The organism is Serratia sp. 3ACOL1 (assembly GCF_003668775.1).
Classification (GTDB): Bacteria; Pseudomonadota; Gammaproteobacteria; order Enterobacterales; family Enterobacteriaceae; genus Chania; species Chania fonticola.
In genome coordinates, this window is sequence record NZ_CP033055.1 from 3205216 (window position 1) to 3224535 (window position 19320).

The 19320-nt window shown below is 54.8% G+C and carries 16 protein-coding genes and 1 pseudogene; 2 read left to right on the forward strand and 15 right to left on the reverse strand.

Features of this window, described 5'->3' with window-relative positions; all coding sequences use genetic code 11:
* Positions 1-151: 151 nt before the first annotated feature.
* The 15 genes and pseudogenes from rnhB to rpsB all read right to left on the reverse strand — a co-directional run bounded on the left by rnhB (position 152) and on the right by rpsB (position 15433).
* Positions 152-760, reverse strand: a complete 609-nt coding sequence (rnhB, locus tag D9980_RS14470; RefSeq protein ID WP_024484324.1) for a ribonuclease HII — start codon at positions 758-760, stop codon at positions 152-154.
* On the reverse strand, positions 757-1905 hold the full coding sequence (gene lpxB / locus D9980_RS14475; protein WP_024484323.1) for a lipid-A-disaccharide synthase: 1149 nt from the start codon (positions 1903-1905) through the stop codon (positions 757-759). The genes rnhB and lpxB overlap by 4 nt, the downstream gene beginning before the upstream one ends.
* A gap of 3 nt (positions 1906-1908) precedes the next feature.
* A complete protein-coding gene (gene lpxA / locus D9980_RS14480; protein WP_024484322.1) occupies positions 1909-2697 on the reverse strand; it encodes an acyl-ACP--UDP-N-acetylglucosamine O-acyltransferase in 789 nt (262 codons plus the stop codon).
* A 3-nt stretch (positions 2698-2700) separates the two neighbouring features.
* A complete protein-coding gene (fabZ, locus tag D9980_RS14485; RefSeq protein WP_021179919.1) occupies positions 2701-3156 on the reverse strand; it encodes a 3-hydroxyacyl-ACP dehydratase FabZ in 456 nt (151 codons plus the stop codon).
* Positions 3157-3317: 161 nt separating this feature from the next.
* A complete protein-coding gene (gene lpxD / locus D9980_RS14490) occupies positions 3318-4340 on the reverse strand; it encodes a UDP-3-O-(3-hydroxymyristoyl)glucosamine N-acyltransferase (protein ID WP_024484321.1) in 1023 nt (340 codons plus the stop codon).
* Positions 4341-4344: 4 nt separating this feature from the next.
* Complete coding sequence (gene skp / locus D9980_RS14495; RefSeq protein WP_121607663.1) at positions 4345-4842, reverse strand: molecular chaperone Skp; 498 nt, start codon at positions 4840-4842, stop codon at positions 4345-4347.
* Positions 4843-5005: 163 nt separating this feature from the next.
* Positions 5006-7429, reverse strand: a complete 2424-nt coding sequence (gene bamA / locus D9980_RS14500; RefSeq protein ID WP_121607664.1) for an outer membrane protein assembly factor BamA — start codon at positions 7427-7429, stop codon at positions 5006-5008.
* 35 nt (positions 7430-7464) lie between these two features.
* A pseudogene (gene rseP, locus D9980_RS14505) lies at positions 7465-8819 on the reverse strand (sigma E protease regulator RseP).
* Positions 8820-8850: 31 nt separating this feature from the next.
* Positions 8851-9699, reverse strand: coding sequence for a phosphatidate cytidylyltransferase (gene cdsA / locus D9980_RS14510; protein WP_021179914.1), 849 nt, complete (start codon positions 9697-9699; stop codon positions 8851-8853).
* 9 nt (positions 9700-9708) lie between these two features.
* Complete coding sequence (gene ispU / locus D9980_RS14515) at positions 9709-10467, reverse strand: (2E,6E)-farnesyl-diphosphate-specific ditrans,polycis-undecaprenyl-diphosphate synthase (protein ID WP_021179913.1); 759 nt, start codon at positions 10465-10467, stop codon at positions 9709-9711.
* Positions 10468-10837: 370 nt separating this feature from the next.
* Positions 10838-12034 (reverse strand): 1-deoxy-D-xylulose-5-phosphate reductoisomerase, encoded by a 1197-nt coding sequence (gene ispC / locus D9980_RS14520; protein ID WP_024484317.1) that lies wholly within the window; start codon positions 12032-12034, stop codon positions 10838-10840.
* Between the two features lie 158 nt (positions 12035-12192).
* Positions 12193-12750: a ribosome recycling factor gene (frr, locus tag D9980_RS14525; RefSeq protein WP_121607666.1), complete on the reverse strand. Its 558-nt coding sequence runs from the start codon at positions 12748-12750 to the stop codon at positions 12193-12195.
* Positions 12751-12876: 126 nt separating this feature from the next.
* Entirely contained in the window at positions 12877-13602 is a 726-nt protein-coding gene (gene pyrH, locus D9980_RS14530; RefSeq protein WP_021179910.1) for a UMP kinase, read from the reverse strand.
* Between the two features lie 134 nt (positions 13603-13736).
* Complete coding sequence (tsf, locus tag D9980_RS14535; protein WP_024484315.1) at positions 13737-14591, reverse strand: translation elongation factor Ts; 855 nt, start codon at positions 14589-14591, stop codon at positions 13737-13739.
* A gap of 116 nt (positions 14592-14707) precedes the next feature.
* Positions 14708-15433 carry a 30S ribosomal protein S2 gene (rpsB, locus tag D9980_RS14540; protein WP_021179908.1) on the reverse strand — a complete coding sequence of 242 codons (726 nt, stop codon included), beginning with the start codon at positions 15431-15433 and terminating at the stop codon, positions 14708-14710.
* A gap of 359 nt (positions 15434-15792) precedes the next feature.
* Here rpsB and map point away from each other — a divergent pair, with 359 nt between their 5' ends.
* Positions 15793-16587: a type I methionyl aminopeptidase gene (gene map, locus D9980_RS14545; RefSeq protein ID WP_021179907.1), complete on the forward strand. Its 795-nt coding sequence runs from the start codon at positions 15793-15795 to the stop codon at positions 16585-16587.
* Positions 16588-16647: 60 nt separating this feature from the next.
* Positions 16648-19311: a bifunctional uridylyltransferase/uridylyl-removing protein GlnD gene (gene glnD, locus D9980_RS14550; RefSeq protein WP_024484314.1), complete on the forward strand. Its 2664-nt coding sequence runs from the start codon at positions 16648-16650 to the stop codon at positions 19309-19311.
* Positions 19312-19320: the final 9 nt, after the last annotated feature.

A 19320-nucleotide genomic window follows, 5' to 3' on the forward strand; every position in this document is an offset into this window, starting at 1 on the left:
TCCAGATACCAACGTGTTGGGGTTCAGCTTGCTGAACCGGGGTTACATTAGGGTGTGGGGAAGATCACCGTAGCCATTTCCCCTCACCCCGACCCTCTCCCAAAAGGAGAGGGGGCGTAATATTAAGCATCGTGTGAACTATGCGGCTTGGTTACTTAGCTGACGAGCCAGACTCCAGCGCCCGTCTTACCGGGGCAAAGCTGCGACGATGATGCTCGGTAGCCCCCAACACGGCCAGCTTTTCCAGATGGAACGCGGTGGGATAGCCCTTGTGTTGGGCAAAGCCGTAATCCGGGAAAATCGCATCCAGCTCGGTCATTTCGCGATCGCGGGTTACCTTCGCCAGAATTGACGCGGCACTGATCTCCGCAACCCGGCTATCCCCTTTCACCACCGCTAACGAGCGCATCGGCAATTTGGGGCAACGGTTGCCGTCAATCAACACCATGTCCGGTGCGATATGCAAACCCGCTACCGCGCGCTGCATCGCCAGCATGGTGGCATGCAGGATATTCAGTTGGTCGATTTCGACCGGCTCAGCACGCCCCAGGCTCCAGGACAGCGCCTTTTCCACGATCTCGTCGTATAACGCCAGGCGGCGCTTCTCGCTGAGCTTTTTGGAATCCGCCAGGCCAACAATCGGCCGTGCAGGATCGAGGATCACCGCAGCGGTCACAACGGCGCCCACCAAAGGCCCGCGTCCCACTTCATCCACACCGGCAAACAGCCGGGCGGCAGGGTAAACAAAGGGTTCCATCATGCTTTTGCCAGCTCCAACACAGCCTGAGCGGCCTGTTCATCGGCACCACAGCGAATGCTCTGATGCAGTTCAAGGAAGGTTTGTTTCAACAGCTCCGCCTGCGGGCTGTCTTCCAGCAGCGGCAATAACGCCGCGGCCAGCTTATCCGGTACACAATCGTGTTGCAGCAGTTCGGTGACGATTTCACGCCCCGCCAGCAGGTTAGGCAATGAGACATACGGGGTTTTCACCAGCCGCTCCGCCAGCCAGAAGGTAAATGGCTTCATGCGGTAACCCACCACCATCGGGCATTTTGCCAACATGCATTCCAGCGCTGCGGTGCCGGAAGCCAACAGAGCTGCATCGCTGGCCACCATCGCCTCACGCCCTTTGCCATCCAGCAGGTGAACCTTAAGCTCAGGCGCGACCTCGGCCTTGATGCGTTCAAACTGCTCACGGCGCTTGGCGTTGACCAAAGGCACCACCACTTCCAGATCGGGATAATGCTCGCGTAGCAATTGGGCGGTACGCAGGAAGTCACCACTGAGCATTTCCACTTCGGCATTACGGCTGCCGGGTAGCAATGCCAAACAGCGAGCGCCCGGGTCAATGCCCAGCGTAGCGCGTGCGGCCAGCTTATCCGCCTGCAATGGCATCGCATCGGCCATGGTATGACCAATAAAGCGGCAAGGGACGTTGAAACGATCGTAAAACGCTTTTTCGAAAGGGAGGAACGCCAACACCAGGTCGGTCGCTTTACCAATTTTGAAAACGCGTTTCTGACGCCAGGCCCACACGGACGGGCTGACATAGTGAATAGTGCGGATACCGCGCTGTTTCAGGCGGCCTTCCAGCGTGAGGTTGAAATCTGGCGCATCGATACCGACAAACACGTCAGGCTTCAGCTCACTGAACCGGCGGGTCAGATCCTTGCGGATCTTCAACAGGCGTGGCAGACGCTCAAGCACCTCTACCACGCCCATCACCGCCAGCTCTTCCATTTCGTACCAGGTTTCACACCCTTCGGCCTGCATCAGCGGGCCAGCGACACCGACAAAGCGGGCGCTTGGGTAGTGCGTCTTAAGCGCACGAATTAATCCGGCACCCAAAATATCACCGGAGGTTTCCCCGGCGACCAATCCGATAGTCAATGGACGATTTGGCATAACTCAGCGAATAATCCCACGGGTAGAACGCGCAAAGAAATCGAGGAACTGCTGTACCACTGGCTGCTGTTGCGCCAGGGTTTCGATCTCTGCTTTAGCCTCGTCGAAGGTCTTCTCGCTGCGATAGAGGATCTTGTAGGCATTACGGATCGCCTGCATTTGATCCTTATCAAAACCACGGCGTTTCAGACCTACGGCGTTGATACCAAATGGCGTCGCGTGGTTACCCTGCGCGATGACAAAAGGTGGTACGTCCTGAGCGACACCGGAGCAACCACCGACCATCACATGGGCACCAATCACACAGAATTGGTGGATCGCGGTCATGCCGCCAATGATGGCGAAATCGTCGATCTCCACATGACCTGCCAGCGTAGCGTTGTTGGCCAACACGCAGGAATTGCCTACCACGCAGTCATGAGCAACGTGCACGTTGACCATCAGCAGGTTGTCATTACCGACTTTGGTCAGGCCCGTTCCCTGTGCAGTACCGCGATGAATGGTGACGCTCTCACGAATGCGGTTACGATCGCCGACTTCAACCCGAGTCGGTTCGCCAGCGTATTTGAGATCCTGATTCACTTCGCCGATAGAGGCAAACTGATAGATCTCGTTATCGCGGCCAATCTTGGTGATACCGTTCACCACCACATGCGATTTGAGGACCGTACCCGCGCCGATTTCCACCTGGGAGCCGACGTAGCAGAAGGGACCTATATGCGCACCAGCGCCGATAACGGCGCCTTCTTCAACGATCGCGCTTGGATGGATAAAGGCGGTTTTATCAATCACGGATTATGCCTCCCGGCTGCGGGCACACATCATGGTTGCTTCGCAGACAATTTTTCCATCGACGGTCGCCACGCCTTTAAAGCGGGTCAGACCACGACGGGTTTTCTCGAAAGTGACTTCCATAATCATCTGATCGCCAGGCACCACAGGGCGCTTGAAGCGAGCTTCGTCAATACCGGCGAAATAGTACAGCTCGCCCGGTTCCAGTTTACCCACGCTCTTAAATGCCAGGATACCCGTGGCCTGAGCCATAGCTTCCAAAATCAGCACGCCTGGAAAAATCGGTTTACCAGGGAAATGCCCCTGGAAAAACGGCTCATTAACGGATACGTTCTTCACTGCACGCAGATATTTATGCTCTTCGAAATCCAATACACGGTCAACCAGCAAGAATGGATAACGGTGAGGAAGCAGTTCCAGAATTTCTGCAATATCTAGAGTATGAGTGTCAGTAGTCAAAATACTCTTCCTGTCTCTAAAAACTGATGGCATCAACAACACGGCCTGCGTTGACCCCAAAAAGGAGATCATCAGGCAGGCCGCAAATTAACAACTCTTTGCGCTTTTGGCATCATTGCCAACGCGTTTCGTTTTATACCCAGCATCCCGGGCCGTGGTGATTAGTCTTTTCCGACTTTTCGTTCGACAGCTTTCAAGCGCTTGCTAATCTCATCGATATTCATCACCAACGCCGCGGTTTTACGCCAAACTTTGTTGGGTTGTAACGGAATGCCAGAGGAGTATACCCCAGGTTCGGTGATTGGTCGCATAACCATTCCCATCCCGGTGACAACTACCTGGTCAGCAATCTCCATGTGACCATTGATCACACTGGCGCCGCCGATTTGGCAATAGCGCCCGATTTTCAGGCTACCCGCCATGATCACACCGCCCGCGACGGCGGTATTCTCGCCAATCACCACGTTGTGTGCAATCTGACACTGGTTATCTATGATAACACCATTCCCAATCTGGGTGTTATCCAAGGCGCCACGGTCGATGGTGGTACAGGCACCAATCTCAACGCGATCGCCAATAATCACCGTGCCAAGCTGCGGGATCTTGATCCAGTTGCCACGCTCGTTGGCGTAGCCGAAACCGTCCGCACCAATTACCGTTCCCGATTGGATCAGGCAGTGCTGGCCGATTTCCACTTCATGATAAATCGTCACGTTGGCCCACAGACGCGTACCTGCGCCGATGCGTGCCTGCTTGCCGATAAAGCAGCCCGGGCCAATGACCACGTTATCGCCCAGTTCAACACCGGATTCGATAACCGCGTTCGCCCCAATAGCAACGTTCTGCCCCAGCTTGGCCTCAGGAGAGATCACCGCGCTTGGCGCGATATCTGCTGCGGGTGCTGGCGTGGTGTCCATCAACTGCGCCATACGCGCATAGGTCAGGTAAGGGTTTTTAACTACCAGCGCTGCGCTACGGCAGTGTGGTAGGTCTGCTTCGGTGAGTACCACAGCACTCGCCTGGCAGGAAGCCAGCTGCTGTTGGTAGCGGCTGTTTGACAAAAACGTGATTTGGCCAGGCTGTGCGGAATGCATAGAAGCAATGCCGGTGATGACGAGATCGCCATCACCGTGCAATTGTGCATCCAACTGCTGCGCTAAATCAGCCAGTCGAATTGAAGGCATGGCGTTATTTAACCTGTTTCAGCACGTCTGCAGTAATATCTTTGCCTGCCGCGAAGTAAGCAGTAGCGTTAACATCGACGACGACGTCATAGCCTTCTTTGCTGGCAATGACTTTCACTGCATCCTGAATACGGCTCAGGATCTTGTTACGCTCTTCCATCTGGCGACGACGATTGTCCTGCTCGAAAGCCTGCGCTTTCTGAGAGAACTTCTCACGCTGAGCCATCACGTCTTTTTCCATCTTGGTGCGATCGCTGGCTTTCATGGTAGAACCATCACGCTGCAGTTTCTGCATTTTGGTTTGCAGATCGCGTTCCATGTTCTGGAGTTCGCCTGCACGGCCTTTGAATTCGCTTTCCAATTGCTTGGCTACGGTTTCACGAGCTGGCAGCTGTTGGAAAATGCTAGAAACGTTAACAACAGCAATCTTGTCAGCTGCCTGAACGCCTGCAGAAGCAGCCATTGCTAAACCGAGGCCTGCGGCACATAACCACTTTTTCACTATAAACTCCTTACCATCACCCATTTGTGTCACATGACACTTTTGAAAGTACACAATCTGCCAGACTTATCACATTACACAATGAGATTTCTCTCGCTATGAGCTTGTTTAAGCCTGGCATTTGCGATTCTTGTACCGCTATGCCCACGGGTGAAACCGGTTATTACCAGGTTTTACCGATGTTAAACTGGAACTGCTCCGACCTGTCGCCGTCGTATTTCTTGATCGGATCCGCATAGGAGAAGACCAACGGCCCCAGTGGAGACATCCACTGCAGCGCAAGACCGGCAGACACGCGAATGTTGCTCGCTTTGCTGTAGTCTGGCACCCCGTACATCAGCGTCTGATCGGTGTTTTCCCAGTGGGTATCCCACACGGTACCGGCATCGATAAACAGCGAAGTACGCACCGAGTTGGCGTATTTCTCGCTGAGGAACGGCGTAGGCGTGATCAACTCCATGCTTGCCACGGCCATGGCGTTACCGCCCACCGCATCGTTCGAGCTACAAATCGGCTGAGCGGTGCTGGTGCCTGGCGCGTACTGGCAAGAATACGAGTTGGAGTTGTAGTACACGGCTTTCGGACCAATGGTGTTGGACTGGAAGCCACGTACGGTACTTGAACCACCCGCATAGAAGTTTTCATAGAACGGCATTTCTTTACCGCCCAACCCATCGGCATAGCCCAGACGGCCACGACCCAGCAACACCCAGGTCTTGTCATCGTTAAGCGGCATATACTGCGCGGTGTCCAACGTCATCTTGTAGTATGAGTTGTCGGAACCCGGCACGGTCACCTTGGTGTTGAACGTAGTGCGGTTACCCTGGGTAGGGAAGTAACCACGGTCCAGATTATTATAGGTCCAGCCCAGGTTCAGCGTGAAGTCATCGGCTGTAAAGCTGGCACGATCCATATAGTCAGGATAATCGCCCATCGAGTTCAGATAGCGCCACATGGCAATCTGCGGCTGCATTTCTGACAAGGAGTTATGGACGTAACCCAGGCCAGCACGCAGCGAGTTGTTCTCGTTGATTGGGAAGCCCAGCGTGCCGTCAATACCATAACTGCTGTTGGTATAGTCAGACAGATCGGCATTATTCGCTTTAAAGTCGTTATAGAAGATACGGCCGCCCAGACTCACACCGTCAACGGTGAAGTACGGGTTGGTCACCGACAGCTCGGTATAGGTCTGGTAGTCGTTCTTGGTGCCGCTGATGCCAACAGAGTAGCCCGTGCCCAGCCAGTTATCCTGCTGGACACCCGCCTGGAAGCTGACGCCACTTTCAGTACCGTAACCCACACCAAAGTTCAGCGTCCCGGTGTTACGTTCTTTCACCTTATAGGTGATATCAACCTGATCGGGAGAACCCGGTACACGCTGGGTTTCAACATCGACCGTCTCAAAGTAACCCAGACGGTTCAGACGCTCTTTACCTTGCTCGACCTGATCGTTACCCAGCCACGCCCCTTCCATCTGGCGCATTTCGCGGCGCAGAACGGAATCTTTACTGGTGTCGTTGCCTTCGAACTTGATGCGACGAACATAGAAACGGTTACCCGCATCGATGTTGACGTTCAGCTTCACGGTTTTATCCGCGTCGTTGATTTCAGGTTGAGTCTGTACGCGAGGATAAGCGTAACCATAACGGCCAAACATCTTCTTGATGTTATCTTCCATTTTGGTCACTTTGGTGCCGTTAAACAGCTCACCCGGCTCAATCTTGGTCAACTGGGCCACTTCTGCCGAATGACCGGCCAGGTTGCCATTCACCACCACGCCGGAAAGCTTGTACTGCTCGCCTTCGGTGATGTTAACGGTGATATAGATGCCTTTTTTATCTGGCGTCAGGCTGACCTGCGTCGAATCGATATTGAAACGGGCATAGCCGCGATCCAGATAGAAGCTGCGCAGGCTCTCAAGGTCCCCCGCCAGCTTTTGCTTCTGATATTTGCGATCGGCCACTACGTTCCACCACGGCACGTCATCACGCAACTGGAAGTGCGCGATCAGCTCATCGTTGGTGAAGGCATGGTTGCCGACAATGTTGATTTGTTGAATCTTGGCGGAAACCCCTTCCGTGAACACCAGTTTCAGGTCAACACGGTTACGCGGCAACGGCGTGACAACGGCTTTCACCGAGGCACTGTATTTACCGACGCTGTAGTAGAAGTCTTCCAACCCTTTTTCAATGCTGGATAAGGTGGTGCGGTCGAGTGCTTCACCAACCCGGACGCCAGAGGCTTCCAGGTTTTGCTTGAGCATGTCATCTTTCACCGATTTGTTACCGGAGAAAGTGATGCTGGCAATGGTAGGGCGTTCCTTAACCTGAACAATCAGCGTATCACCATCGCGCAGTACGCGAACGTCCTCGAAGTTGCCAGTGGCAAACAAGGCACGGATGGTATTACCGATATCATCATCAGAGACGGTATCGCCTACGCGAACCGGCATGTTGAGTAACGCCGCACCGACGGCGACTCGTTGCAGGCCTTCGAAATGAATATCCTTCACTACGAACCCGTCTGCACCGTATACGGTGGCGCTGCCAAACAGCAGCGACGCTATGAGCAACTTTTTCATCGCCATCGTTGTTATGCGTTCTTCCTAACCTGTCCCCGCCCCTAAAGACGAGAAAAATCATTGAAAAGTGCAAGACCCATCAGCAGTACCAACAAGATCGAACCAATGCGGTAGCTGTAGTCCTGTACTCGCTCAGAAACTGGCCCCCCTTCAGCTTTTCTATCGCCAGGAAGAGGAGATGCCCACCATCTAATACCGGTAATGGGAAGAGGTTGATGATCCCTAAGTTGACGCTAATCAACGCCAGAAACATCATATAATACACAAAACCCACCTCTGCTGATGCCCCTGCTCCCTGTGCAATGGAAATCGGGCCACTCAGGTTGTTCAGCTTCACATCACCGGTAATCAATTTACCTATCATGCTGACCGTAAGGTGCATCAGCTGCCAGGTTTTGTCCCCCGCCTGATACAGCGCAGAGAACGGCCCATATTGACGGATGGTCTTGTACTCATCCGGCAGAGGGATAACTTTAGGTATAATCCCGGCAAACCCCAACGCTTTGTCTTTTCCCACCGGCTTTGTATCTGGTATCAGCGTTAAAGACAAGGGGGCGCCGTTTCTTTCTATCTCTAAAACCAGCGGTTGCCCCGGTGCGTTGTGGATACGTTTAACCAACGTAACCCAACGGCCAAGTGGCTGACCATCGACTTTAACGATCCTGTCCCCCGCTTGTAAACCTGCCTTTTGCGCAGCTGACCCGGCCTGGACTTCTGCCAGCACGGATTCAATCTGCGGGCCACGCGGGATCATGCCTAGAGAACGCACGGGATCTTCTTTGTCCGGCTCAAAGCTCCAGTGGCGCAAATCCAGGGTCTTGCTCACCTTTTGTGAAGAACCAAACGGGGCAATTTCCACCTCGGTTTGCGTATCACCGATTTTGGTCACCAACGCCAGACGAACAGATTCCCAATCAGGCGTTTCGATACCGTCAACGGACTTAAGTTCCATTCCCGGAGAAATTTCGGCATGGGCGGCAATGGATTGCGGAGTAATTTCACCGATGACCGGGCGGTAACTCGGCACGCCGATGATAAAGACGATCCAATAGGCAAGAATGGCAAACAGGAAATTGGCAATGGGGCCCGCGCTGACAATCGCCGCGCGCTGCAAGACGGTTTTATTGTTGAACGCCTCATGACGCAGCTCGGGAGCTACCGTTTCGACGCGCTCATCAAGCATTTTGACATAGCCGCCAAGGGGGATCATGGCGACGACATATTCGGTGCCCTGACGATCGGTGCGGCGCCATAGTGCACGGCCAAAGCCGATAGAGAAACGCTCCACACGGACGCCACAGCGGCGGGCCACCCAAAAGTGCCCGAACTCATGCACGGTGATCAATATACCCAGAGCGATAATAAACGCGACCAAGTTCCAGAGTACGCTGACCATAGAATCCCTTTACTCCCCCGCCGATGACGGATTAAAACACTAACAGCATCAAGCAGGCAAATACCGGTACCGCTGCGGTCAGGCTATCGATACGATCCAGAATACCGCCGTGCCCCGGGATCAGATGACCACTGTCCTTGATACCGGCTTCACGTTTGAACATGCTTTCCGTCAGATCGCCCAACACCGAAGCCAGGGCCGCAATCACCGAACAGACCAATAGGGTCATAGGCACCACGTTTAGCGGCGCGTAGCGGCCAAACAGCCACGAAATCACGGCAGACGTGACCAGCCCGCCGACCAGCCCTTCCCAGGTTTTGCCCGGGGAGACCTTCGGGGCCAGCTTGTGTTTGCCAAACAGCTTGCCGAACATGTAGGCGCCAGAATCTGCGCCCCAGACCAGCAGCATAACGTACAGCAACCACCAGGCACCGGTAAAATGATTCTCTTCATAGCCGAACTGACGCAGTGCCAGCATGCCCCAGAAAAACGGCACGATGGTCAACAGGCCAAAGACCAGCCGCAAGGTGCGCGAATTACGCCACAGCGCCGCCGAGCCTGGATAGAACAGCACCAGAAGCAGAGCCACCAGCCACCATCCCAGCGATAACCACAGCGGGCCAGCGATCTGCAATTGGTGAACAGACTGATGGTAGGCAGGCACGCTGAGCATCATCAGCGCCAATAGGAAACCGCACAATATCGCCAACCAGATACGTTGGGGGCGGGCAGCAAAGCCAGCCAACTGCCCCCACTCCCAGGCGGCTAACATGCACACAGCGAGTGTTACCAGGGCAAAGCCCATCGGCGGCAGCAAGAACAGCGCTGCGATAACAATCGGAATTAAAATCAGAGCCGTTATGATGCGAGACTTCAGCAAAAGTTCCCCCTAGGACGCATTGGCGTCGATAGGTGTTGTTCCTCCGAAGCGACGCTCGCGTTGTGCAAATGCATTCAGCGCACCTTCAAAGACAAGTTCATCAAAATCTGGCCAGAGTACATCAGTAAAGTAAAGCTCGGCGTAAGCAATTTGCCACAACAAAAAGTTACTGATGCGATGTTCGCCACCGGTACGGATCACCAGATCCACCGGAGACAGATCGCTCATACAGACGCGCTCGCCCAGTAACTCTTCGCTGATCTGATCTACGCACAGCGTACCTTGCTGCACTTGCTCGGCCAGATCCTTCACTCCCTGAATAATATCCCAACGGCCACCGTAATTGGCGGCAACGTTAAGCGTCAGGCCATCGTTATTTTCTGTCAGTTGCTCCGAGCGGCGGATACGCTCTTGCAAACGTGCGCTGAACCGGCTGACATCGCCGATCACACGCAACCTGACATTATGTTTATGCAGGCTTTTTACTTCGCTGTCCAGTGCGCGGACAAAAAGCTCCATCAACGCGGAGACTTCCTGCGCCGGGCGGTTCCAGTTTTCGCTGCTGAAGGCATAAAGCGTGAGTGCATCTAAATGGTGACTGGCGGCAAAACTGACCGCGCGGCGTACCGATTTCACCCCTGCTTTATGACCGAAGACACGTAACTTGCCCTGGCGTTTAGCCCAACGCCCATTGCCGTCCATAATGATCGCGACATGACGTGGCCCATGAGCAGAAAGATTAGCTTCTTGTTGGTTTGCGGACGACATAACTCGTACTTATTTCCTCGGTAGAAACACCACAGCCTTGCCGGAATATCGGACCTTACGCGCAAAAAAAGCCGTGTGCCTGACACAGCTTTTCAGTCTGCCTGCCTGATGCCCCAAGGAGCTCCCGGCAAAGATTGGCGTAAGTTTTCCCCGTCTTCTGGCTTGGCACTGCCCTATTGGCCGCGTTTGTCAGGTAAAAAGGGCTGCCAATCCGGCCATTATTCAACGGTATAACCGGTGATTATGGCGCAGACTATAACACCTCCGTGAAGCCTGAACAAACGGCCACACGGCGGCCTGGCGAGTTTACCAGCAAATTCAGACAATGTAGCAGAGCCGAATTTACCCACAGCATAACCCGCTCAAGTGATTAAACCCGCAGGTTACGAACCAGACCGCCAGCCACCTCACGCGCCTGACGATCGATCTCCAGCACCATCTCAATGCTGGTGGGCTCCGCCAGCGCCATACATTCAACAACCTTTTGGTTCACGGCTGAAATATCAGTGAAACGAATTTGTTGCTGCAAAAATGCCGCTACGGCAATTTCATTGGCCGCGTTGAGTGCGGTGGTCGCCGCCTGGCCTGCGTCGAAGGCTTCGATCGCCAAATACAGGCAAGGATAGCGCTCACGTTCCGGCTCAGAGAAGGTCAGCGCCCCGATACGGCAGAAATCGAGCGCTGCCACCCCGGAGTGGACCCTCTGCGGATAAGCCATGGCATGGGCGATAGGCGTGCGCATATCCGGCGTTCCCAGTTGGGCCAGCACGCTACCATCGGCATAGCGCACCATGGAGTGGATCACCGACTGCGGGTGGAGGATCACTTCCATCTGCTCTGCCGAGGCGTTGAACAGCCAGCGAGCCTCGATATACTCCAGCCCCTTGTTCATCATGGTGGCGGAATCTACCGAGATTTTGCGCCCCATCGACCAGTTGGGATGCGCACAGGCCTGATCCGGCGTCATAGTGGCGAACTGTTCCATTGGCGTAGTACGGAACGGGCCACCGGAACCGGTCAGCACGATGCGCGAAACGCCGTGGGCTTCCAGAGAGCTATACCCCAGTTGGCGTTGGATGCTTTCTGGCAGGCTCTGGAAGATAGCGTTGTGCTCGCTGTCCAGCGGCAGTAGCTGTGCCTGGCTCTTTTGCACCGCGTCCATAAACAAGCGGCCACAGGTGACCAGAGACTCTTTGTTCGCCAGCAGCACCTGCTTACCGGCACGAATAGCGGCCAGGGTGGGCAACAGCCCAGCGGCCCCGACAATGGCGGCCGTCACCTGGTCGACGTCGTCTAATGCGGCCAGCTCGCAGGCTGCCTTTTCACCTGCCAACACGTCGGTTTTCACACCGTTTTCTGCCAGCACGGCGCGTAACTCATTGGCGGCCTGCTCATCGGCCATTGCCGCATAGCTCGGGCGGAACTCTATGCACTGTTGCGCCATGACCGCCACATTACGGCCAGCTACCAGTGCCTTGATCGCGAAAAGGTCGGGATTTTCCCTGACCACGGCCAGGGTGCTGGTGCCCACGGAACCGGTGGAACCCAGAATTGTCAGTTGCTTCATGAGGTCGCTCTGAATCTACTGCGTGATGAGATCGGAAGTACACCACAGTGTAACTTGCATCACGGCTGGTTTACGCTCTGCGCGTACGATAAAACGAGATCTGCACCACAAAAAATAAAGCGCCGCCAAGGCGACGCTCTATTTCAAGGCGATGGAGATTAGAAATCCATCAGTTCTTTTTCTTTATCGGCCAATGCCGCATCAAGCAGTTTGATGTAGGCATCGGTCATTTTCTGGATATCGTCTTGTGAACGGCGATCTTCATCTTCGCTGATTTCTTTGTCTTTCAGCAGTGCCTTCACTTTATCGTTGGCATCGCGGCGCACGTTACGCACGGCCACACGGCCCTGCTCGGCTTCGCCACGTACAACCTTGATCAGATCCTTACGGCGCTCTTCCGTCAGCGGAGGAAGCGGAACGCGGATCACGGTGCCAGCCGAGCTTGGGTTCAGGCCCAGATCGGAAGACATAATGGCTTTTTCTACTGCCTGGCCCAGAGAACGGTCAAACAGGTTGATCGCCAGCGTACGGGAATCTTCTACCGTGACGTTGGCCAGTTGGCGCAGCGGCGTTGCTGCACCGTAGTATTCCACCATGATGCCGTCCAGGATGCTTGGAGAAGCACGGCCAGTACGGATCTTGCTGATTTGGTTTTTGAATGCTTCGACGCTTTTTTCCATGCGTGAATCAGCATCTTTTCTGATTTCATTAATCACGTTGCGAACCCTTGGAAGCTGGTTACTTGGCAGGCTGTACTGAAAAGTATAGCCCGTGAATTTTACTTATCAGAAGCACACAACGCCTGGCGTTACCCGCTCCTGCGAAATTTGGCCAAACAGCCGTTATTTGGTGATCAGAGTACCTTCGTTCTCACCCATCACCACGCGACGCAGTGCGCCCGGCTTGTTCATGTTGAATACGCGGATCGGCAAGCCATGATCGCGGGCCAGCGTAAACGCCGCCAGATCCATCACTTTTAACTCACGCTCCAACACGTCCTGGTAGGTGATCTGTTCGTACAGCGTTGCGTCCGGGTTTTTCACCGGGTCAGCGGAGTATACACCATCCACTTTAGTCGCTTTCAATACCACATCGGCTTCAATTTCGATGCCGCGCAGGCAGGCCGCAGAATCCGTGGTAAAGAACGGGTTACCCGTACCGGCGGAGAAAATCACCACGCGGTTGTTACGCAGCAGGCTGATCGCCTCTGCCCAGCTGTAGTTGTCACATACGCCATTCAACGGAATGGCAGACATCAGGCGGGCGTTCACATAGGCACGGTGCAGTGCATCACGCATAGCCAGGCCGTTCATCACGGTAGCCAGCATTCCCATGTGGTCGCCCACTACGCGGTTCATGCCGGCTTGTGCCAGACCTGCACCACGGAAAAGATTGCCACCGCCAATAACTACACCGACCTGGATGCCCAGCTCGACCAGCTCTTTTACTTCCTGAGCCATGCGATCCAAAACGCTAGCGTCGATCCCAAAGCCTTCTGCACCTTGCAGGGCTTCACCACTCAGTTTGAGCAGGATACGCTGATAAACGGGTTTTGCATTGGTTGCCATGGTGTTCTGTCCTAAGAAGCAGTAGTAATAGTATTGGGGTTTTCAACCGATTAGCCTGGGCACGCGGGGCCCACCATCGGCGTTTCTCTGGCTGGATAAAATGGAGCCGCCTCGCGGCGGCTCCATTAACAGCATTAAGACTGTTTGCTCATTGCTGCAACTTCAGCAGCAAAGTCAGCTTCAACTTTCTCGATGCCTTCACCCACTTCAAAGCGGATGAAATTGGTTACGTCAGTGTTGTGCTCTTTCAGCACCTGAGCAACGCTCTTGCTTGGTTCGATCACGAAAGGCTGACCGGTCAGAGAGACTTCGCCGGTGAATTTCTTCATGCGGCCTTCAACCATCTTCTCTGCGATTTCTTTCGGCTTGCCAGACTGCATGGCGATGTCCAACTGAACTTGGTACTCTTTCTCTACCACTTCAGCAGACACGTCTTCAGGCTTGACGAATTCAGGCTTGCTAGCGGCAACGTGCATTGCCAGCTGCTTAACCAGCTCTTCATCCGCGCCTTTGGTAGCGGCAACCAGAACACCGATGCGAGCACCGTGCAGGTAGCTACCCAACACGTCGCCTTCCAGGGAAGCAATGCGGCGAATGTTGATGTTCTCACCGATTTTTGCCACCAGCGCAACGCGCTCTTCTTCGAACTGCGCTTTCAGCACGTCAACGTCAGTGATTTTGCCAGCAAAAGCCGCATCCAACACTTTGTCAGCGAAAGCCTGGAAACCGCCGTCTTTAGCAACGAAGTCGGTCTGGCAGTTAACTTCCACGATCATGCCGAAGTTGCCTTCGATCTTGGTTTTGATCACGCCGTCAGCAGCTACGTTGCCTGCTTTTTTCGCCGCTTTGATCGCGCCAGATTTACGCATGTTCTCGATTGCCAGCTCGATGTCGCCGTTAGATTCGATCAGCGCTTTTTTGCAATCCATCATACCTGCGCTGGTACGCTCACGCAGTTCTTTTACCAGGGCAGCGGTAATATCAGCCATTTCTTTTTCCTCGGTTATCTCGCTCGGAGATAGTTCTCATTCAGATAAGCAAAGGGGCCCTTAAAGGCCCCCCTAACCAACATATTCAATACCTGGTTAATAAGGGCTTGACCTTATTATTCAGCTTCTACGAAGCTTTCTTCCGCCTGAACGGCCAGATCTTGAGAACGACCTTCACGGATGGCGGCAGAAACGGCGGTCAGGTACAATTTGATTGCACGGATTGCGTCGTCGTTACCAGGGATGATGAAGTCAACGCCGTCTGGATCGGAGTTGGTATCAACGATAGAGAATACCGGGATACCCAGGTTGTTGGCTTCTTTGATCGCGATGTGTTCGTGATCGGCATCGATAACAAACAGAGCGTCTGGCAGACCACCCATGTCCTTGATACCACCCAGGGAGTTTTCCAGCTTGGCCAGTTCACGAGTGCGCATCAGCGCTTCTTTCTTGGTCAGCTTGTCGAAGGTGCCGTCTTGGGACTGGATTTCCAGATCTTTCAAACGTTTGATTGACTGACGAACGGTTTTCCAGTTAGTCAGCATGCCGCCCAACCAGCGATGGTTCACGAAGAACTGATCGCAGCCGTTAGCATATTCTTTTACCGCTTCGCTTGCTGCGCGCTTGGTACCAACGAACAGGATCTTACCTTTACGGGAAGAGATCTTGGTCAGTTCAGCCAAAGCCAGGTTGGCCATTGGTACGGTTTTTTCCAGGTTGATGATGTGAACCTTGTTACGTGCGCCGAAGATGAAAGGCTTCATTTTCGGGTTCCAGTAACGGGTCTGGTGACCAAAGTGTACACCAGCCTGGAGCATGTCGCGCATGGAAACAGTTGCCATGATTAAAACCTCTATTAGAGTTGATTGGGGTTATGCCTCCACGTATCCCATAACGCCGACCCGGACAATGACGTGAGTCATCTCAAGGCACCCCGGCGGATGTGTCGATACGTGTGTGTTATTTACACAATGTGAGTGCAGTTGAACTACTTCGGTCATTTCCTCATTGGCACTTAAGGCCGAATGCGGATCTGCCGGCGCGCTTTATACCATAAACCCGCCCCAGACACCAACTTTTGTTGCAGTTGGCCTAGCCCTTCACAAATGAAATTTGGCAGCCTCAAGCCGGGCTGATACCATAACTCAATGCCTTATCTTTCTACCTTGTCGACCATAACGACACCTGCGGACTAACTTTCATGGCAATTTCAATTAAAACACCTGATGACATTCAAAAGATGCGCGTTGCGGGCCGCCTGGCCGCAGAAGTGCTGGAAATCATCGAGCCCCACGTTAAACCCGGCGTCACCACCGGCGAGCTGGACAGGATCTGTCACGAGCATATCACCAATGAACAGCAGGCGATCTCGGCCTGCCTGGGCTACCACGGCTTCCCAAAATCGGTCTGTATCTCGGTGAACGAAGTGGTGTGCCACGGCATCCCAAGTGACGACAAGGTGCTGAAAGACGGGGATATCGTCAATATCGACGTGACCGTGATCAAAGACGGTTTCCACGGCGACACCTCCAAGATGTTCATCGTCGGTAAACCGACCATTCTGGGCGAGCGCCTGTGCCGCATCACCCAGGAGAGCCTGTATCTGGCCTTGAAGATGGTCAAGCCAGGTATTCGCCTGCGCACTCTGGGTAAAGCCATCCAGCAGTTTGTTGAAGCAGAGAAGTTCTCCGTAGTGCGCGAATATTGCGGCCACGGCATCGGCGAAGGTTTCCACGAAGAGCCGCAGGTACTGCATTACGATGCCGATGACGGCGGCGTGGTGCTGCAGGCCGGTATGGCCTTCACCATTGAGCCCATGGTCAACGCCGGTGATTACCGCATCCGCACCATGAAAGACGGCTGGACGGTGAAAACCAAAGATCGCAGCTTGTCGGCACAGTATGAGCATACTATTGTGGTGACTGATAACGGCTGCGAGATAATGACGTTGCGCAAGGATGACACCATCCCCAACATCATTACGCACGAGATGTAAGAACCACAGGGTTCTTGTGACAAGCCGGCCTATGCCGGCTTTTTTTATGGGCGGCGAAACATGTCTGAAAATTATCGTGAGCTAGAGACCCCGGCCGTACCCAATAAGCCGGATGCTCCCAGCACCTATGGCGATGAAGAGATCAATTGCCTGGTCCTCAAACAGCGGCTTGAGCAGTTTCAGCAGTGGCTGGCAGCGGCCTTCAATGCCGGTGCCAGTGCCGAAAGCCTGGTAGCGGCGCGCAGCAAGTTTATCGATCGGCTATTGCGGCGGCTGTGGCTGTTTTACGGCTTTGACACTATCCCCGAAACGGCGCTGCTGGCCGTCGGCGGCTATGGCCGTGGTGAACTGCACCCGCTGTCTGATATCGACGTGCTGGTGCTCAGCCAGACTCGCCTGACCGATGAACAGGCCGCTCGCGTCGGTGAATTCATTACCCTGCTGTGGGATCTCAAGCTGGAAGTCGGCCACAGCGTGCGCACGCTGGAAGAGTGCCTGCTGGAAGGCTTGGCGGACCTGACCGTTGCCACCAACCTGATCGAATCCCGCATGATCTGCGGCGATGTCGCCCTGTTCCTGCAATTGCAGAAGCACATTTTCAGCGACGGCTTCTGGCCTTCGCCCAAATTCTTTGACGCCAAGCTGATCGAGCAGCAACAACGCCACCAGCGCTATCACGGCACCAGCTACAACCTGGAGCCGGATATCAAGAGCAGCCCCGGTGGCCTGCGTGATATTCATACGCTGATGTGGGTGGCCCGCCGCCATTTCGGCGCCACCTCGCTCGATGAGATGGTCGGTTTTGGCTTCCTGACCCAGGCCGAGCGCAACGAATTGAACGAATGCCAAAGCTTCCTGTGGCGTATTCGTTTTGCCCTGCACCTGGCGCTACCGCGTTATGACAACCGCCTGCTGTTCGATCGCCAGCTCAGCGTGGCCCAATTGCTGCGCTACGAGGGGGAAGGCAATGAACCGGTAGAGCACATGATGAAGGATTTCTATCGTATGACGCGCCGCGTCGGCGAGCTGAACCACATGCTGCTACAGCTGTTCGATGAAGCGATCCTGGCATTGGACGCCACGGAGAAGCCGCGCCCGCTGAACGATGATTTTCAACTGCGTGGCGATCTGATCGATTTGCGCGACGAAACGCTGTTTATCCGCCAGCCCGAAGCCATCATGCGCATGTTCTACCTGATGGTACGCAACCGTGAAATCAAAGGTATCTACTCCACCACCGTACGCCAGTTGCGCCATGCGCGCCGCCACCTGAAACAGCCACTGTGCAACATTCCCGAGGCCAGAGAGCTGTTTATGGCCATTCTGCGACATCCAGGCGCGGTCTCACGGGCGTTGGTGCCAATGCATCGCCACAGCGTGCTGTGGGCCTATATGCCGCAATGGGGCAGCATCGTCGGCCAGATGCAGTTCGACCTGTTCCATGCCTATACCGTCGATGAACATACCGTGCGCGTGCTGCAAAAGCTGGAAAGCTTCTCCGATGAGGAAACACGCCCACGCCATCCGCTGTGCGTGGAGCTCTATCCTCGCCTGCCTCACCCAGAATTGCTGTTGCTGGCGGCGCTGTTCCACGATATCGCCAAAGGACGCGGCGGCGATCACTCCATTTTAGGCGCCCAAGACGCCTTGGAGTTTGCCGCATTGCATGGCTTGAACTCACGCGAAGCACAGCTGGTTGCCTGGCTGGTACGCTGCCACCTGCTGATGTCGGTTACCGCGCAACGGCGTGATATTCAGGACCCGACCGTGATCCAGCAGTTCAGCAGCGAAGTGCAAAGCGAAACCCGGCTGCGCTACCTGGTTTGCCTGACGGTCGCCGATATCTGTGCCACCAACGAGACCTTGTGGAACAGTTGGAAGCAGAGCCTGTTGCGCGAGCTGTATTTCGCCACCGAGAAGCAACTGCGCCGTGGTATGCAGAACAGCCCGGATCTGCGCGAGCGGGTGCGCCACCATCGTTTACAGGCGCTGGCACTGTTGCGCATGGACAATATCGATGAAGAGGCGCTGCACCATATCTGGAGCCGCTGCCGCGCCGACTATTTCCTGCGTCACTCGCCGAATCAACTCGCTTGGCACGCCCGCCACCTGCTGGCCCATGACTCAACCAAGCCACTGGTGCTGGTCAGCCACCAGGCCACGCGTGGCGGCACCGAGATCTTTATCTGGAGCCCGGATCGCCCTTACCTGTTCGCCGCCGTTGCCGGTGAGCTGGATCGGCGCAATCTCAGCGTGCATGACGCCCAGATCTTCACCAACCGCGACGGCATGGCCATGGACACCTTTATCGTGCTGGAGCCGGATGGCAGCCCGCTGGCCCAGGATCGTCATGCCGCGATCCGCCATGCGCTGGAGCAAGCGATCACCCAGCGAGATTATCAACCGCCGCGCGCTCGGCGTCCGTCGTCCAAGCTACGCCATTTCAGCGTGCCGACCGAGGTCAGCTTCCTGCCAACCCACACCGATCGCCGCAGCTATCTGGAACTGATCGCACTCGATCAGCCCGGCCTGCTGGCGCGCGTGGGTGAAGTTTTCGCCGATCTGGGTCTGTCGCTGCACGGTGCACGTATCTCCACCATCGGCGAGCGGGTCGAGGATTTGTTTATTTTGGCCGATGCCGATCGCCGGGCGCTGGATCCGCAAACACGCAGAAAATTAGAACAACGGTTGACAGAGGCACTCAATCCAACCGATAAAATGTGATAAAAGTAA

Coding starts and splice junctions, on each gene's coding strand:
- map (WP_021179907.1), top strand. CDS start 15,793: ATGGCAATTTCAATTAAAACACCTGATGACATTCAAAAGATGCGCGTT.
- ispC (WP_024484317.1), bottom strand. CDS start 12,034: ATGAAGCAACTGACAATTCTGGGTTCCACCGGTTCCGTGGGCACCAGC.
- rpsB (WP_021179908.1), bottom strand. CDS start 15,433: ATGGCAACTGTTTCCATGCGCGACATGCTCCAGGCTGGTGTACACTTT.
- glnD (WP_024484314.1), top strand. CDS start 16,648: ATGTCTGAAAATTATCGTGAGCTAGAGACCCCGGCCGTACCCAATAAG.
- bamA (WP_121607664.1), bottom strand. CDS start 7,429: ATGGCGATGAAAAAGTTGCTCATAGCGTCGCTGCTGTTTGGCAGCGCC.
- lpxD (WP_024484321.1), bottom strand. CDS start 4,340: ATGCCTTCAATTCGACTGGCTGATTTAGCGCAGCAGTTGGATGCACAA.
- pyrH (WP_021179910.1), bottom strand. CDS start 13,602: ATGGCAACCAATGCAAAACCCGTTTATCAGCGTATCCTGCTCAAACTG.
- lpxB (WP_024484323.1), bottom strand. CDS start 1,905: ATGCCAAATCGTCCATTGACTATCGGATTGGTCGCCGGGGAAACCTCC.
- rnhB (WP_024484324.1), bottom strand. CDS start 760: ATGATGGAACCCTTTGTTTACCCTGCCGCCCGGCTGTTTGCCGGTGTG.
- tsf (WP_024484315.1), bottom strand. CDS start 14,591: ATGGCTGATATTACCGCTGCCCTGGTAAAAGAACTGCGTGAGCGTACC.
- ispU (WP_021179913.1), bottom strand. CDS start 10,467: ATGTCGTCCGCAAACCAACAAGAAGCTAATCTTTCTGCTCATGGGCCA.